Annotated in this window: 12 protein-coding genes and 1 pseudogene; 6 read left to right on the top strand and 7 right to left on the bottom strand. The window is 71.9% G+C overall.

Going from position 1 to position 15,710, the window contains the following annotated elements; genetic code table 11:
* The first annotated feature begins 242 nt into the window (after positions 1 to 242).
* The 3 genes from FREUN1FDRAFT_RS23620 to FREUN1FDRAFT_RS23610 are packed head-to-tail and all read left to right on the top strand — an operon-like array spanning position 243 to position 4,067.
* On the top strand, positions 243 to 1,208 hold the full coding sequence (locus tag FREUN1FDRAFT_RS23620; protein WP_006542739.1) for a polysaccharide deacetylase family protein: 966 nt from the start codon (positions 243 to 245) through the stop codon (positions 1,206 to 1,208).
* Complete coding sequence (locus FREUN1FDRAFT_RS23615) at positions 1,205 to 2,797, top strand: hypothetical protein (RefSeq protein WP_006542738.1); 1,593 nt, start codon at positions 1,205 to 1,207, stop codon at positions 2,795 to 2,797. Before FREUN1FDRAFT_RS23620 ends, FREUN1FDRAFT_RS23615 begins: the two co-directional genes overlap by 4 nt.
* A 10-nt stretch (positions 2,798 to 2,807) precedes the next feature.
* Positions 2,808 to 4,067: a glycosyltransferase family 4 protein gene (locus FREUN1FDRAFT_RS23610; RefSeq protein ID WP_006542737.1), complete on the top strand. Its 1,260-nt coding sequence runs from the start codon at positions 2,808 to 2,810 to the stop codon at positions 4,065 to 4,067.
* Between the two features lie 52 nt (positions 4,068 to 4,119).
* Here the strand turns inward: FREUN1FDRAFT_RS23610 and FREUN1FDRAFT_RS23605 are convergent, their stop codons facing one another.
* From FREUN1FDRAFT_RS23605 to xseA, 5 genes are all read right to left on the bottom strand, one after another.
* Positions 4,120 to 4,938: a sterol desaturase family protein gene (locus FREUN1FDRAFT_RS23605; RefSeq protein ID WP_006542736.1), complete on the bottom strand. Its 819-nt coding sequence runs from the start codon at positions 4,936 to 4,938 to the stop codon at positions 4,120 to 4,122.
* A gap of 9 nt (positions 4,939 to 4,947) precedes the next feature.
* Complete coding sequence (gene glpX / locus FREUN1FDRAFT_RS23600) at positions 4,948 to 5,886, bottom strand: class II fructose-bisphosphatase (RefSeq protein ID WP_006542735.1); 939 nt, start codon at positions 5,884 to 5,886, stop codon at positions 4,948 to 4,950.
* A gap of 566 nt (positions 5,887 to 6,452) precedes the next feature.
* Positions 6,453 to 7,046 (bottom strand): DUF4245 domain-containing protein, encoded by a 594-nt coding sequence (locus FREUN1FDRAFT_RS23595; RefSeq protein ID WP_076829482.1) that lies wholly within the window; start codon positions 7,044 to 7,046, stop codon positions 6,453 to 6,455.
* Positions 7,047 to 7,611: 565 nt separating this feature from the next.
* The gene (locus FREUN1FDRAFT_RS23590; RefSeq protein ID WP_006542733.1) at positions 7,612 to 7,929 is read right to left on the bottom strand and encodes an exodeoxyribonuclease VII small subunit; all 318 of its coding nucleotides are present in this window, start codon (positions 7,927 to 7,929) and stop codon (positions 7,612 to 7,614) included.
* 16 nt (positions 7,930 to 7,945) lie between these two features.
* Positions 7,946 to 9,304: an exodeoxyribonuclease VII large subunit gene (gene xseA, locus FREUN1FDRAFT_RS23585; protein WP_006542732.1), complete on the bottom strand. Its 1,359-nt coding sequence runs from the start codon at positions 9,302 to 9,304 to the stop codon at positions 7,946 to 7,948.
* A 122-nt stretch (positions 9,305 to 9,426) separates the two neighbouring features.
* Here xseA and FREUN1FDRAFT_RS23580 point away from each other — a divergent pair, with 122 nt between their 5' ends.
* The 3 genes from FREUN1FDRAFT_RS23580 to sthA all read left to right on the top strand — a co-directional run bounded on the left by FREUN1FDRAFT_RS23580 (position 9,427) and on the right by sthA (position 14,242).
* Complete coding sequence (locus tag FREUN1FDRAFT_RS23580) at positions 9,427 to 10,386, top strand: 4-hydroxy-3-methylbut-2-enyl diphosphate reductase (protein ID WP_006542731.1); 960 nt, start codon at positions 9,427 to 9,429, stop codon at positions 10,384 to 10,386.
* Positions 10,387 to 10,892: 506 nt separating this feature from the next.
* Entirely contained in the window at positions 10,893 to 12,284 is a 1,392-nt protein-coding gene (locus FREUN1FDRAFT_RS23575) for an aspartate ammonia-lyase (RefSeq protein WP_006542730.1), read from the top strand.
* A 545-nt stretch (positions 12,285 to 12,829) separates the two neighbouring features.
* On the top strand, positions 12,830 to 14,242 hold the full coding sequence (gene sthA / locus FREUN1FDRAFT_RS23570; RefSeq protein WP_006542729.1) for a Si-specific NAD(P)(+) transhydrogenase: 1,413 nt from the start codon (positions 12,830 to 12,832) through the stop codon (positions 14,240 to 14,242).
* A gap of 148 nt (positions 14,243 to 14,390) precedes the next feature.
* Here the strand turns inward: sthA and FREUN1FDRAFT_RS23565 are convergent, their stop codons facing one another.
* Both FREUN1FDRAFT_RS23565 and FREUN1FDRAFT_RS23560 read right to left on the bottom strand, forming a co-directional pair.
* Positions 14,391 to 15,488, bottom strand: a complete 1,098-nt coding sequence (locus FREUN1FDRAFT_RS23565) for a DUF3616 domain-containing protein (protein WP_006542728.1) — start codon at positions 15,486 to 15,488, stop codon at positions 14,391 to 14,393.
* A 10-nt stretch (positions 15,489 to 15,498) separates the two neighbouring features.
* A pseudogene (locus FREUN1FDRAFT_RS23560) lies at positions 15,499 to 15,710 on the bottom strand (NUDIX hydrolase); the annotation flags it as partial.

Raw genomic sequence — 15,710 nt, 5'->3', positions numbered from 1 at the left:
TTTTCCAATGCCGACAGGCGAGCACTTAACCTTGCCCACAAGCAAGAACCAGCACATCGGCGGAGCCGCGCCGCTGACCATTCATTTTCAGCTCACCTCTTGACACAGATCTCCCTACCGTAACGGCGCCGCTACTCGCGGCAATAGCCCATGCTAGATTCCGCTGGACGCCGACCGGTTACTTTCCGCGATATGGCCGACCCGCGAAGGCGGTCGGCCCGGGGACCGCTGGAGGGGCGATAGTGTCTTCCCCGCAATCCGTCACGACGACCAAGCACAAAGAATTCAAGGAAGGCCCGGAGAGAACCGAGACGGCGCGTTCCGCGCCGACGAACACCCGGGCACGCGGACGAGGCGGCCCGCCCAACCGGCCGCGCCCGGTCCCGATCCTGCGCTACGACGTTGCCGCCGATCCGGCCGGGCACGCCCCGCGCAGATCAACCGTCACGCCGGCGGTCTTCGCCCGCCACCGCCGCATGATCCAGCGAGCCCGTCGCCACTTCATGACCGTCACCGAGTACTGCTCGGCGCTGCGGTCGGCCGACGCTCCGCCGGACGCGATCGTCGTGACCTTCGACGGGGATCGGGCCGAGACGTTCGTGGCAGCCCGCGAGCTGGCCGAGCGGGGGCACGCGGCCACCGTCTTCGTGACCACGTCCCGGCTGGGGGCACCCGGCATGCTCAGCGAGGCCGACGTCCGCCGTCTGCATGAGCTCGGCGTCGAGATCGGTGCGAGCGGTCACAGCGGGCGGCGTCTCGACGGCCTGCACCGCTCGGACGTGACCGCGGAGATCACGTTGTCCCGGCGGCGGCTGGCCGCGATCACCGGCGAGGAGCCGCGGTCCTTCGCCTATCCGCGCGGTGGGTGGGATCCCCCGGCCCGCCAGCTGGTCATCGCCGCCGGCTACAGCGCTGCCTGCGCTGTGGGCGAGGCGCTGTCCCATCCGGGCGACGATCCGTTCGCGCTCACCCGCCTGACCGTCGGCGGTGGCCTCACCGACCACCGGGTTCGTGCCTGGCTCGACGGCATCGGCCGCACGCTGCCCCGCACGTTCCTCTCCGGGTCGAGGCTGCGGCTCGTCCAGCCCGGGCTCGGGGTCCGCGTACCGACCCGCGCCAGGGGCGTGTACCACCCCCTGTTCGCGCCACGCGCTCTTCGGGCAACGCAGCCTCCACCGGCTGACCGGCCCGGGTACCCGCAGCGGTGACGACGCCGGCGGTCGGGCGGCGCGGGTTCCGGAGCACCCGGCGGGCCCGCGGTGCTGAGCTGGTCGGGAGCACCGACTGGGCCTGGCCCGCCGCGTGGACCGGAAGCAGCGACTGGCCGGACCTGGTGGACAACCCGTCACGGTCCGGTCCCGGGCCGCTGGCCAGGCGAAGCGGCGTTCCACGGCAACCCGATCGATCCCGACGGCTCAGGTGGCTCAGGGCGCAGCGCCAGGTCGCGGGGGTCGCGCGGGCAGTCGCGGCCAGCCGCCGCCTGGGCACTGCCGCCCAGTTGGCGGGCCTGCTGCTGGCCGGGGTCTTCTGGGGCTTCGCCGCCCACCGCGTGCCGGCAGCAGTACTCGCCGTCGATGCCACCGTCGCCCTGTGCCTGTGGGCCATCGTCCAGATGGCACGGGCGGCCGTCGGCGACACCGGCCCAAGCGGCCAGCTGCGGGCGGGTGGGCTGGCCATGCTGATGGCCGTCGCGCTCACCGAGGGCGGCGGCTGGGTGATCTCGGACCTCGACTTCCTCCGGACGAAGCCCGGCTTCCTCATCCTCGTGCCGCTGGCTGCGGCCAGCGGGGCGTTGTGGCCCGGTCACCTGGGCGGGCAGCGGTCCCGCAAGCTTCCCGATCCGGGCCGCCGCGCGCTGATGGAGCCCGGTCTGCTCATGGGACCTGGCGGGATCGGCGCGCTCGCGGTCGGGCTCATCCGGACCGGCGCGCTCGTCGCGCTCGTCGCGACCGCGGTCGGGCAGGTGCACCTGGCACTGCTCGCGTGGCTGGCACCGGTAGCGCTGGCCGCCGGTCCGCGGTGTGGATGGCTGCTCTGGCACGCAACCACCGGGCCAGCGGCCGCCCCGGGACCACGCCCCGCCCCACGCGGCCCGGGCCTGGTCCCGGTCCCGAGCGGGCACCCGCGGGTTCCCAGGCAACGGATTCCCAGGCAGCGGGTTCCCGAGCGACAGGCCACCAGGCACCAGGTCCGCGGGCACCAGGTCCGCAGGCAGGGGGTCGGTGGGCGAGAGGTCGCCGGGCAACGGTTCACCGGCGGCCAGCCGGCGACAGGAACGACCGCAACGGCGCGGGTGCTGTGGCCCGCGGTGGCGACCGGACTGGCCACCGTCCTGTTGAGCCGGCAGGCGGACGCGGCCTGCGCCTCCTTCGCACTGGCCGCCCTCGCCGTCGCCGCGGCGGCCGGGCCGGTCGGCGACCGCGGGCCGGCCGCCCTGCCGGCTGTGGCTGTCGCCCTGGTCGCCGCACCGGCGCTCTGGGCCTCGTTCGGCCCCGGCTATCCGACCGAGGGCACCACCACGCTGCGGCTACTCCTGCTCACCCTTGCGATCGACGCGCTGCCCGCGGTTCGGGCCACCGCCACCCGGCCGGCGATCCACCGGGCGGGCGCGCTGACCGGCCTACTCGCGCTGGCCGCCCTGCTCCCCCTGGCGTCCCCGGGCCACGAAGCCGAGGGATACGCCTTGGCGCTCCTGGTCGGGCGCACGGTTTCCGCGCTGTCGGCTCTCGGCTGGGCCTACCTGGTCGACAGCCATCCCGTTGGTCACCAAAGAGACACGGCGAACTACCTGCCGTAGCTTCGTAAGTGTGGACAAGCAGCCGGTCACGCGGGTCCTCGTCATCGAGCAGGGGGCGGGGCTCTGGGAATCCCAGCGTTTCGTCCTTCGGATGGCGCCGTTGCTGGAGCGGCGCGGCGTCGAGCAGATCCTGGCCACTCCGCCCGGCAGCCCGGCCGCGGCCGCCTGGCAGGTCGCGGGTCGGGAACACGCCACGCTTCCGGGGCCATTGAGCCGAACTCTGCGCCATCCGGACCGACCCCGCGACCGCGCGCTGACCGCCCGGGAGACCGGGCGGACCGTGGCCACCGCCGCCCGCGCCGCACAGCTCGCGCGGCGCCTCGACGTCGACGTCCTTCAGGCCAACAGCCACTGGTCCCACCTGGCCGCCGTCCTGGCCGCGGCCGCGTGCCGACGACCGGCTCTTCTCGTCCTCCATGAGGAAAACGACCCGGATCTGGTCGGTCGGCTACGGGGGGCGGTGGTGCGCGCCGCCGCCGGGTCCGTGGCGGTCAGCGATGCGGTCGCGTCGTCCCTGCCGCCCTGGGCGGCCGGGAGGACTGTGGTCGTCCGCAGCGGTGTCGACACCGACCGGCTGCGCCCAGGTCCGGTGGACCCCGCGGTGCGGGCGAGCCTGTCCACCGACCCGACGGCGCCGTTGGTCCTGGTCGTGTCCCGGCTCGACCAGCGCTGGGGAATCGACGCGGTGATCCGCGCCGTGGCCGCGCTCCCCCAGCACCTGGCGTCCACCCGGCTGGCTGTCGCGGGCGCGCCCAGCGCGGATCCGAGCTCACCGGCCTCGCTTCGGCGGCTGGGTGCTGAGCTGCTCGGCGACCGTGTGGTCTTTCTGGGTCCCCGGACCGACGTCGGCGACCTGCTGCGGGCCAGTGACGTCCTGGTTCTCACGTCCAGTCTCGAAGGGCTTCCGCGTTGTGTGCTGGAGGCGCAGGCCTGCGGACGGCCCGTGGTCTGCTTCCCGTCAACGGGAGTGCCGGAGATCGTGACCGACCAGGCCACCGGGTTGATCGCTCGCCCGGACGACATCGCCGATCTCAGCGACAAGATCGCCCAGGTGCTCGACAACGGCACGCTCGCCGACCTGCTACGAGCCCGCGCCCGAGCCAACGTCGTCGCCCAGCACACCCTCGCCGCCCAGGCCGACTCGCTGGCCGGGATTCTCGTCGGCCTCACCAGCCAGGCCGGTTTCCGGCGCCGACGCCGGCGCAGCCACAGCCGCGCCGCAGCGCCACGACGTCACAACCGCTACCAGCCCGCGGCGGGACTGCAGTAGCAGCCAGGCATTTCGTGATCCGCAGGTGAGGCGAGCCGGGCGAGGATCCAGGTCAGGCCGGCCGGGCGAGGCTGTGCGGGGGCACCGGGGCGGGCCGCGGTGCCCGACGCGCGGCGCCGCGGCTGATGGCACCGGTCGCCGTCGGCGAGACGGGAACCTCGTCGCGCCCCGGGGCCGTCCCCAGGACCAGGTCGGCGACCGGGCTCGTCACGCCGAGCCAGTACCCCTCGTTGCGGTAGTGGTGCAGGCGATGCCCGCGCCACACCCGCCGGTAGTAGCGGCTCGACGGCCGGATCGAGGTGTGGATCAGGAAATGCGTCCAGTCGTAGGCCAACGCGCCGAGGCCCAGGCAGACCGCCACCGTCCCGACGGTCGGCGGGGCCAGCGACGCGACCGCCACCGCCGCTGCCGCGCCAGCCGTCACCTCCCGCGGGCGCAGGAACATCGTGTCCAGGTTGGCGGGGTCGCGGTGATGCTGCTCGTGACCGTAGCCGGCCAGCTGGTAGCCGATCGAACCCAGCGCACCGCCCGGCCGGGCGTGCAGCAGGCACCGATGAACCGCCCACTCGACGAACGGCTGCGCGCCCAGGCAGGCCGCCGCGGTGACGGCATCGCGCCGGCGCAGCGGGCCGCGCACGTACCTGACCGCGGCGACGGCGCCGACGGCACCCAGCAGCACCGGTGGGCGTGGGTGCGCCAGGAACCGCCGCAGCGCCTCGGGCAACGTCGTCACGTCGGCGGCGCTCCCGTGCGGGCCGGGACGGTCGAGACGGGTCACCGCGCGGCGCACCGCGGCGGCGCCGGGTACGCCGGGTAGCCGCCGGCTCGCCGCCGCGGGCGGGACGAACCGGGCGAGTGCCAGCTCAGCCATGGCGACTCATCAGAACGGAACGGTCGAGTAGGCCTGCAGCTTGGTCAGCTGGTGCTGGCTGTCGACCCGCCGGATGGTGCCGGAGCGGGACCGCATGACCAGCGACGAGGTGCTCGCGCCGCCCGGGCGGTAGCGCACACCCGCGAGCAGCTCGCCGTCGGTGATTCCGGTCGCCACGAAGAAGACGTTCTCGCTGCTGACCAGGTCACGGGTGTGCAGAATCCGGCCCGGATCGTGGCCGGCGGCGACGACCTTCGCCCGTTCGGCGTCGTCCCGCGGCCACAGGCGGCCCTGGATCACGCCTCCGATGCACGTCACCGCGCAGGCCGCGATGATCCCCTCCGGGGTGCCGCCGATCCCCAGCAGCAGGTCGACGCCGGTGTCCGCGGAGGCTGCCATGACGGCACCGGCCACGTCACCGTCCGAGATGAGCTTCACCCGGGCGCCCGCCGCCCGGATCTTGTCCACGAGCTCGGTGTGCCGCGGACGGTCGAGCACCACGACCGTCACGTCGCGCGGCAGGATACCCTTCGCCTTCGCGACCGCGCGGATGTTGTCCTCCACCGGGGCGTCGATGTCGACGACACTGGCCGCCTCCGGCCCGGTGACGAGCTTCTCCATGTAGAAGCAGGCGCTGGCGTCGTACATCGAGCCGCGCTCGCTGACCGCCATCACCGAAACCGCGTTGTTCATGCCCTTGGAGGTCAGGGTCGTGCCGTCCACCGGGTCGACGGCGACGTCACATTCCGGCCCCTCGCCGGAGCCCACCTCCTCGCCGTTGTACAGCATGGGGGCCTCGTCCTTCTCCCCCTCGCCGATCACGACGACACCGCGCATCGACACCGTCCCGACGAGCCGGCGCATGGCGTCGACAGCGGCCTGGTCGGCGCCGTTCTTGTCACCGCGCCCGACCCAGCGGGCAGCGGCCAGCGCGGCGGCCTCGGTCACCCGGACCAGCTCCAGTGCCAGGTTTCGGTCTGGCGCCTGGCCTTCGACGGCGAGGGATACAGGTACGGAAGCGGTGTCGGCAGCCACGTGATGGAGCGTAGTTCGCCGCCGCCCCGCGTGCCGCCGAGAGTTGCCTGGCTCCCATCACCACCGGCGGCAGGTCACCATCACGCTCCGGTGCGGCGCCCTGGTCACCCGGACGTGTCCGGCCCGCTCAGGGGCCCGACGCCGGTGGCACGGCCCGTCCATGGATCTTGGTCGGCCGCCCCGGCAAGGGACCACAGAGCGGCGACGGAGCCGCCCAGAAAAAATCTTCGAAGGCCGCGCAACCTTCGGTGGACGACCCGCGTCAAACAGGTTGATACGGGTGGCCGTCACGCGGAGGGGGCGTGACGGCCACCCGCAGTCGTTTCTGGTCAATCCGCGTTTCGGGGGGCGCCCCCAGAGCCGCGTGGGCCGCGGGCCGCGGGGGGGCGCCGCGGCCCACGCCGGGTCGCGGCAGGGACCGGGCCACCGGCAGGCGCCAGACCACGGCAGTCACCGGCTGCGGCAGGCACCACGGTGAGTCAGGCCGCGCCCGAGACCGCGTTGACGTCGATCGGGCGCAGCGCGGCGGCGACGGTCGCCAGATCGGCCTGTTCCGCCCCACCTGGGCCACCGCCGTCGTCGACGATCGATGTCACGCCGCCGGTGTCAACCCGGGTCAGCGCCAGGTGGCCGTCGCTGTCGCGCCGTTCGTCCCAGGTCTGGCCGGCGACGTCCACCGAGCCCGTGATGGGGCGGTCGCCGAGAATGGCCTGCACCGCGTCGGGGGCGTTGCTCTGCAGGAACCGAGCGAAGGTCCGGTCATCCGGCCGGTCCACGACATAGCCGATGGTGATCCGGGTGTTGTCCCCGTCACTGGTTCCGCCGGAGGGCAACGTCACCCGGACGGTGGTGGGCTTGAAGACCTCCGGCAGACCCGCTGGCGCCGAGGCCGGGTACGGCGCCTGGCGCGCGTACGCGCTGAGCGTGGCCTCGATGTCCTCGACCACGGCGACGTCGGGTTCGTCGTCGCCGTGCGGCATCACGAAGACGAAGAAGACGGCGACACCCGCCAGCACCACCGCGAGCGACAGCACCATGTCCCGAATTGTTTCCTGACCGCGTTGACGCGCCACGCCCTCAATCTTCCAGTTCCGACCGCCGGACCGGCGCGACCAGAGCTGACCGCACCGGGGGCCGTCACCCACAACCCCGCTACCTGACCCTACGGCCCGACCCGCCCCTGCCACCTCCGCCGGATCCACCCAACGTGTTAAAGCCGACGTCGCCCCGAAGCCGCCGCCGTCACCGACGTTTGCCACCAGACAAGCGGCAAGGATCTTGATCGCCAGGGTGTCCGTCGCGAAATCATCTCAACCAAGATCAACACGCGGGGGTGGCGGCCAGGATCGCCACCACCCGAAGATCATGGGATTTTCGTCGTCCCGACAACCACGATCCCCAGCTCTTGCCCGGCAGCAACGGCGTTCCGAGGCTCGGGATTCTGCTGCGGGCTCGCAGGACGACCAAAATCCTCAACTCTTCAGGCCAACCCAACCCCGAACCCGCAAACGATCATCAGAAATCCGCGGCAGGCTCCCCGGCAACCAGAATCCTCAGGTTCTCCCCCAGCAGCACAGCGAGCCGGGGACCACGTGCGCCCAAGACCCGGCCAGGCCGTTCCCGCCCGGCGGCGGCCCTTCAGGCCGGCCCGAGCGGGTTCGCCGCGAGTCGGGATCGGGCGCCGTCGAGCAGGCGCTGGCACAGCGACGCGAGCTCCTCGCCACGCTCCCAGAGCGTCAGCGACTCCTCCAACGAGCAGCCGCCGGCCTCCAGCCTGCGGACCACCTCCTCCAGCTCCGCGCGCGCCGCCTCGTAGGTGACCTCGGAACCACCGTGGCGTGATGCGGGCGCGGTGGGCCGGCCGCCGCCGGGCTGGCCGGCATCCGCCGCGCCCGCCGCGCCCGCCATCGGCGTCGACGTCGACGTCGACGTCGACGTCGGTTCAAGATCAGTCATCGTGGTCTCCATGTCCCTACCCCGTGCCGGCGGATCCCCCGCTGGTTGTCTCGGTACTCGCACCGCCCACGCCGACCACGTGCGCCCGCGCGGCCTCCGCGTCGCCCACAGCGGCGGCATCCACAACGGCGGCGTCCGGATCGACGTCTTCCACAGGGGTGGCCGGTGCGGCGGCCACGCTGGCCGCGAAGGTACCGCCCGCGACCCTGACCACCAGCCGCTCGCCGCGGGTCACCTCGGCCGGCGACCGGACGACGAGGCCGTCGGCCCGCTGGACCAGGGCGTAGCCGCGGTCCAGCGTCGCGGCCGGCGACAGTGCGCGCATCCGGGCCGCGGCGTGTGCCAGGTCACGCCCGGCGACCTCCACCGCGTGCAGGACGCAGCGCCGCGACCGCGAGCGCAGTGTTTCGACTGCCTGTTCCCGGTGCTCGATCTCGCGCAGCGGCGCCGCCAGCACGGGACGTCCCCGCAGGTCGGCGAGGCGGCGGGCCTCGAGGTCGAGTCGGTGGGTGAGGACGCGGCGGGCCCTCCCGCGCAGCGCCTCCACTCCGGCGGACTGCTCGGCGACGTCGGGGACCACCCGCTTGGCCGCGTCCGTCGGTGTGGAGGCCCGGACATCGGCCACAAAGTCGAGCAGAGGCGTGTCCTGCTCGTGTCCGATTGCCGACACCACCGGGGTCCGGGCCGCCACAACGGCACGAAGGAGGGCCTCGTCCGAGAACGGCAGGAGGTCCTCCAGGGAGCCGCCGCCGCGGGCGATGACGATCACCTCGACGGCGCCGTCGGCGTCCAGTTCGGCGAGCGCGTCGATGATCTGGCCCACCGCCAGCGGCCCCTGGACGGCCACCTCGCGTAGCTCGATGCGCACGGCCGGCCACCGGCGGCGGGCGTTCTCGACGACGTCCCGCTCGGCTGCGGATGCACGGCCGGTAATCAGCCCGACGACTCCGGGCAGGAACGGCGGCCGCTTCTTGCGGCTCGCCGCGAACAGCCCCTCGGCCGCCAGCGTCGCCTTCAGCCGCTCCAGCCGGGCCAGCAGGGCGCCCGCGCCGAGTGGCCGAATCTCCGTGACCGCAAGGGCCAACGTGCCCCTGCCTGCATGGAAGGACGGCTTGCCCCAGACCACGACCCGGGCGCCGTCGACCAGCCCCGGGCCCACCGCTTCGCACACCGCACGGGGGCAGGTGACCCGCAGGGAGACGTCCGCCGCGGAGTCACGCAGAGTCATGAAAACGGTCCCCATGCCCGGCCGGCGGGAGATCTCCGTGACCTGACCTTCAACCCAGACCCGCCCCAACCGGGAGATCCAGTCACCCATCGCCCGGGAGATCGTCCGCACCGGGAGCGGTTCGTCGGGCGTCGACGTGAGGGCCATCCACGCACCGTACGACCCACGGGGGGGTCAAGGTCATCACCGGCTCGGACGATGTTCGCATCCGGTGATGCTCCGCTCGGCGGCCCTTGGCGCCGAGCGGCACCCGCGTAGACTGCTGCGACATGGGGCGGGTCCTGTTGGCCAAGCCGCGCGGCTACTGCGCGGGTGTCGATCGCGCGGTCCAGACCGTCGAGAAGGCACTCGATCTGTACGGGTCGCCGGTGTATGTACGCAAGCAGATCGTGCACAACGCCCACGTCGTCAAGACGTTGGAAGCGAAGGGCGCGATCTTCGTTGAAGAGACCGACGAGGTGCCGGTAGGCGCCACGGTGGTGTTCTCGGCGCACGGCGTGGCACCGACGGTCCACGAGGAGGCATCCTCGCGTCAGCTCCGCACCATCGACGCGACGTGCCCCCTTGTAACCAAGGTGCACTCCGAGGCTCGCCGGTTCGCCAAGGAGGATCTTGACATCCTCCTGATCGGTCATGAGGGCCACGAGGAGGTGGTGGGCACCACCGGCCAGGCGCCGGACCGCATTCATCTCGTGGACGGTCCGGAGGACGCGGCTGCGGTGAAGGTCCGGGACCCGAAGCGGGTCGCGTTCCTCTCGCAGACGACACTGTCCGTCGACGAGACCATGACCACGGTGAACGCACTGCGCGAGCGCTTCCCGCATCTGCAGGGTCCACCGAACTCCGACATCTGCTATGCCACCCAGAACCGTCAGGTGGCAGTCAAGGAGATCGCCGAGAAGGTCGACCTCCTGATCGTCGTCGGCTCGCCGAACTCGTCGAACTCGGTCCGGCTCGTCGAGGTCGCCCTGGACGCGGGGGCACCGAAGTCCTTCCTGGTGGACGACTCCACCGAGGTGGACGAGAGCTGGCTCGACGGCGTCGAGACGGTCGGGGTGACGAGCGGGGCGTCGGTGCCCGAGGAGCTGGTCACGGGCGTCATGGCCTGGCTGGCGGAGCGCGGGTTCAACGACGTCGAGGAGGTCACCTCCGCCGACGAGCACCTGCTGTTCGCTCTCCCGCCGGAGCTCCGGCGGGACATTCGGGCCAAGGAGCGGGCCGCGGGTTGAGCCTGCAGTAACCCGAAGCCCACACGGGCCGAGGGATTTCCCGAACCGGGGCTCGGAGCATCGGTTCGAAACTTCGCGCCGGGTTCGGTGCTGCCGCACAAATCGTTGCGGCCGCGCCGGACCCGGCGCCTCTTTTTGGCCGGGCCCGACACCCACGAACGTGCCACCAGCCCCACCGGCGCGGCCGGCTCGGCCCGCTGCGCCGCCTGGGCGTGACCACGCTGCGCCGCCGGCTGTGACGGGGCACCGTCCGGCCTGCGCAGCGCCCCGTGCGGCGGGTGTGACGAGCATCCGCCATGACCTCGGCCCGGGCGACGGAAGCTCCTCATGTCCTAGGGTCGGCAGTGAGCCTTCTCCATCTCACGGTCCACGGCCGGGGGCTGCCGCAGGTCCGAGTCGACGACGGAAAAGGCTCAGTAGCTGGCCAGCGCCGCGGATGTCCTTCGCGGGTAGTCGCGCCGGCGACCGGCCAGGTCAATGTTGACGACATCTCGGGAGATCGGCGCATGAGCGAGCAGGAATACCGCATCGAGCACGACAGCATGGGTGACGTGCGGGTGCCGGCCTCGGCGAAATGGCGTGCGCAGACGCAGCGGGCGGTCGAGAACTTCCCCGTCTCCGGCCAGCGGATCTCCCGCGCCCACATCGCGGCGCTCGCCCGGATCAAGGCGGCCGCCGCAACCGTGAACGCGAAGCTCGGAGTACTCGACGGCGACGTGGCCGCGGCGATCGCCGAAGCCGCCGGCGAGGTGGCCCGCGGTGACTGGGACGACCAGTTCCCGCTCGACGTCTTCCAGACCGGCAGCGGCACCTCCTCCAACATGAACACCAACGAGGTGCTGGCGTCACTCGCCTCGGACCGGCTCGGACGGCCCGTCCACCCGAACGACCACGTGAACGCCTCGCAGTCGTCCAACGACGTGTTCCCGTCGTCGATCCACGTGGCGGCCACGCAGGGCATAGTGCACGAGCTGATTCCCGCGCTCGACCACCTCGCGGTCTCGCTGGAGCGCAAGTCGGAGGCGTTCGCCGGCGTGGTCAAGTCCGGGCGCACCCACCTGATGGACGCGACGCCGGTGACCCTCGGCCAGGAGTTCGGCGGCTACGCGGCGGCGGTCCGCCTCGGCATCGAGCGGCTGAACGCCGCGCTGCCCCGGGTCGGCGAGCTGCCGCTGGGCGGCACGGCGGTCGGCACCGGAATCAACACGCCTCCCGGTTTCTCCGCCGCGGTCATCTCGGAGCTCGCGGCGACGACGGGGCTGCCGCTGACCGAGGCCCGCAACCACTTCGAGGCACAGGCCTCGCGGGACGGGCTCGTCGAGGCGTCCGGTGTGCTGCGGGTGATCGCGATCTCGCTTTACAAGATCTCGAACGACCTGCGCTGGGCCTCCTCGGGCCCGCGGGCCGGCCTGGGCGAGATCCGGCTGCCCGACCTGCAGCCCGGTTCGTCGATCATGCCGGGCAAGGTCAACCCGGTCATCCCGGAGGCGGTCTGCCAGGTGGTCGCGCAGGTCGTCGGCAACGACGCCGCGGTGGCCTTCGGCGGCTCGGCGGGCAACTTCGAGCTGAACGTGATGCTGCCGGTCATCGCGCGCAACGTGCTGGAGTCGATCCACATCCTGTCGACGATCAGCCGGCTGTTCGCGGACCGGTGCATCGACGGCATCGCGGCGGACGAGGAGCGCTGCCGGCGGTACGCCGAGTCCTCGCCGTCGATCGTGACGCCGCTGAACAAGTACATCGGCTACGAGGAGGCCGCGAAGGTCGCCAAGCAGTCCCTGGCGGAGGAGAAGACCATCCGCGAGGTGGTGCTGGAGCGCGGCTACATCCAGGCGGGCAAGCTGACCGAGGCCGAACTCGACGCCGCCCTCGACGTGCTGTCGATGACGCACCCGTAGCCGGGCTCGGGCGGGCCCGGCTCCCTGGACGACCAGGCGAGCCGGGTCCCTCATGCCGTACCCGCCCCCCAGACGGTTCGGCACCCCGCCGCGGAAGCCGTGGAAGACCCCCCAGCCAGCCTCCACGACTCCCGCGACCCCCTGCGACAGGTCCAACGAGGCACCGGAACTTTCGTTACGGCCCCCGCGCCAGGAATTTTCCGCGGGGCACCGCAGCCCGGTGGCCCGCCGCCGCTGCAGGCGCGCAGGCCGGCTGCCCAACGCCCCGCAGCCGCCCCGCAGCCGCCGCCGCGCAGCCGGGAGCCCCAAGCCCGAGCCGCGAGCCGCGAGCCGGGGCACTCGCCCGGGTGGGCACCGGCGGACCAACCGCATCCACCTTGTGGCTGTATGTGTCGATCGACACGGCCCGTCAGACCCGGCGTCGCAGATGTGACGATGCGAGGAAGTGACCGGGAAAAAGACGTAACAACACCGAGCAATGGGTGTTCCCGGTCGATCTGGCGGATAGCCTCGGCGTGACACGATAAATGACAGGGGGAAACGACGTGCATGAGGTCGATGTCCTTGTCATCGGTTCCGGGCCCGGCGGGCAGAAGGCCGCCATCGCCGCGGCCAAGCTCGGGCGCAGCGTCGCGGTCGTCGACAAGCGGGACATGATCGGCGGCGTCTGCATCAACACGGGCACCATCCCGTCCAAGACCCTGCGCGAAGCGGTCATGTACCTGACCGGGCTGGCTCAGCGCGAGGTGTACGGGCAGAGCTACCGACTCAAGGACGAGATCACCGTCTCGGACCTCTCCGCGCGGACGCAGCATGTGATCGGCCGTGAGATCGATGTGATCCGCAGCCAGCTCACCCGCAACCGGGTCCAGGTCCTCTCGGGTCTCGCGACCTTCATCGACCCCCACACCGTCAGCGTCCGCAGCCCGGGCGGGGTCGAGGAGCGGCAGGTCCGGGCAACGAAGATCATCATTGCGACCGGGACGAGGCCGGCGCGGCCCGACTCGGTCGACTTCGACGGCCGCACGGTCGTCGACAGCGACCAGATCCTCGATCTCGACCGCATCCCCGGTTCGATGGTCGTGGTCGGCGCAGGCGTGATCGGCATCGAGTACGCCTCGATGTTCGCCGCCCTGGGCACCAAGGTCACGGTGGTCGAGCGGCGCGACCGGATGCTCGACTTCTGCGACCTTGAGATCATCGAAGCGCTGAAGTACCAGCTACGCGATCTCGCGGTGACCTTTCGGTTCCGGGAATCCGTGGTGTCCGTCGAGCGCCACAACGGCGGCACGCTCACCCTGCTGGAAAGCGGCAAGAAGATTCCGGCCGACACGGTCATGTACTCCGCCGGCCGGCAGGGCCTCACCGAGGTTCTCCAGCTGCGCAACGCCGGGCTCTCCGCGGACAACCGCGGCCGCATCCTGGTCGGCCCGGACTTCCGGACCGAGGTCGACCACATCTACGCGGTTGGCGACGTCATCGGCTTCCCGGCCCTGGCGGCGACGTCCATGGAGCAGGGCCGGCTCGCCGCCTACGCGGCCTGCGGCGAGCCGACCACCGGGATGCGGGCCGAGCTGATGCCGATCGGCATCTACACGATCCCCGAGATCTCCTACGTGGGGAGCACCGAGGACGAGCTGACCGAACGTGCGGTGCCGTTCGAGGTGGGCATCGCCCGCTACCGCGAGCTCGCCCGCGGCGCGATCCTCGGCGACTCCTACGGGATGCTGAAGCTCCTGGTCAGCCCGGAGGACGGCCGGCTGCTGGGGATCCACGTGTTCGGTACGCACGCCACCGAGCTGGTCCACATCGGGCAGGCCGTGATGGGGTGCGGCGGGACGGTCACCTACCTCGTCGACACCGTGTTCAACTACCCGACCCTCGCGGAGTCGTACAAGGTCGCGGCGCTCGACGCGATGAACAAGATGCGGGCGGTGGCTCGCATCTCGGGGCGGTAGCCGGCTCGTCGGCCGCCTGCCGCCGGTCAGCGGCAGGCGGCCAGCGGCAGGGCAGTCAGCCGCTAGGCAGTCAGCGGCTAGGCAGTCAGCGGCTGGGCAGGGCTAGGTAGTCAGCGGCGAACGGTCCGCCGACAGCCGACCGGCGTGATCAGCGGCGGGCGGCCGGGAGCGGCAGGATGTCCGCGAGGATCTCGTGGCGGTGCTGTCTGCGGTGCGCGGCGGGGCTGTCGTAGACGACGAGCACGGCGTGCTGCCCGGAGCCGGCGGGATCCGCCATCAGCGTGATGCCCTCGGCGTGGTCCACACCGTCGCCGTAGGGGACGTCAAGCACCTTCTCGATCGCCCCGTCATGCACCACGGCGGACGTCTCGGCCCGCGCGGCGCCGCGCCAGGCGTGGATCCGGACGGGGCCGTCGAGGTCCATCGTCGGGCCGGCCAGGAGCAGGAGATCCTCGCCGTCCGCCATCAGGTCCCGCACACCGAGGCCGCCGAGGTCGAGGAAGTGCTTGCGGTAGACGGCGCCGTCGTCGAACGGGGCGAGCACCAGGTTCTGGCCGTCGGCCCCGGCGACCCTCAACTCCAGGACAACCGCCCAGCCACGCAGCACCGGACCCCGCAGCCCCAGGTACATCCGCTCGCCGACGAGGGCAAGGCCTTCGATGTCCAGGCCGTTGTCCTTGCTCGGGATCCGCAGGAAGGGGCCCAGGTGCGGGTCCTCCCGCAGCTCGCGGGTGAGCCGGGTGCTCTTGCTCAAGCCCAGGGCGGCCGCGGTCAGCAACTCGCCGGGGTGGGCGGGGTCCGGCGCCGATGCGACCAGCACCGGCCCGTCCGGGGTACTCACGACCGGAATTCGTCCAACGATATGACGGTTGCCATTGTTGCTGATCTTGGCAAGTCGGGCGAGGGCGGCATCGGTGGCGTGGTCCGCCCGTACTCTCTTGCGGGTTCTGGCATGCGATCCGGTGAACCACAGGTACCCGCCGGCGAGATCCAGGCCCTCGATGTCGATCTCCGGCACGACACCGTCCTCGTCGGCCGGCTCGGGCAGCGGCAGGAAGTCGCCGACCGGGAAGCTCACGTGCTCCTCGAAGGCATCGCCGGCCGCGGTGAGGGTGACGCGCTCGATCGTCACGGTCTCGTCGCCGCCGAGCCACAGGTGCCGCCCGTCGGAGCGCACTGTCGACAGCGACTCCGCGATGTCGATCACCAGGTGATCGTCAACGAATCGGATCGGAATCGTGTCCACTGAGCCTCCGTCAGACGCGGGAGTGGGCCGCCTCCGACCTGAGTTTGTCACCCAGCTTGCCTCGCACGTCGGCGACGCTCACCCACCGCCGGGAGATCTGCCGGGAGGTGGGCCGTTCCAGAGCTCCGTCGGCGGCACGCAGCAGGAATGTGGCCTCGTAGTGAACATGCTCCGGCTCGTCCCGGGTCGGCACCGCATCGACGGGGTGCGGCGTGACATCGA

Source organism: Parafrankia sp. EUN1f, assembly GCF_000177675.1.
Classification (GTDB): Bacteria; Actinomycetota; Actinomycetes; order Frankiales; family Frankiaceae; genus Parafrankia.
This window is presented reverse-complemented; position numbering and strand designations above follow the sequence as displayed.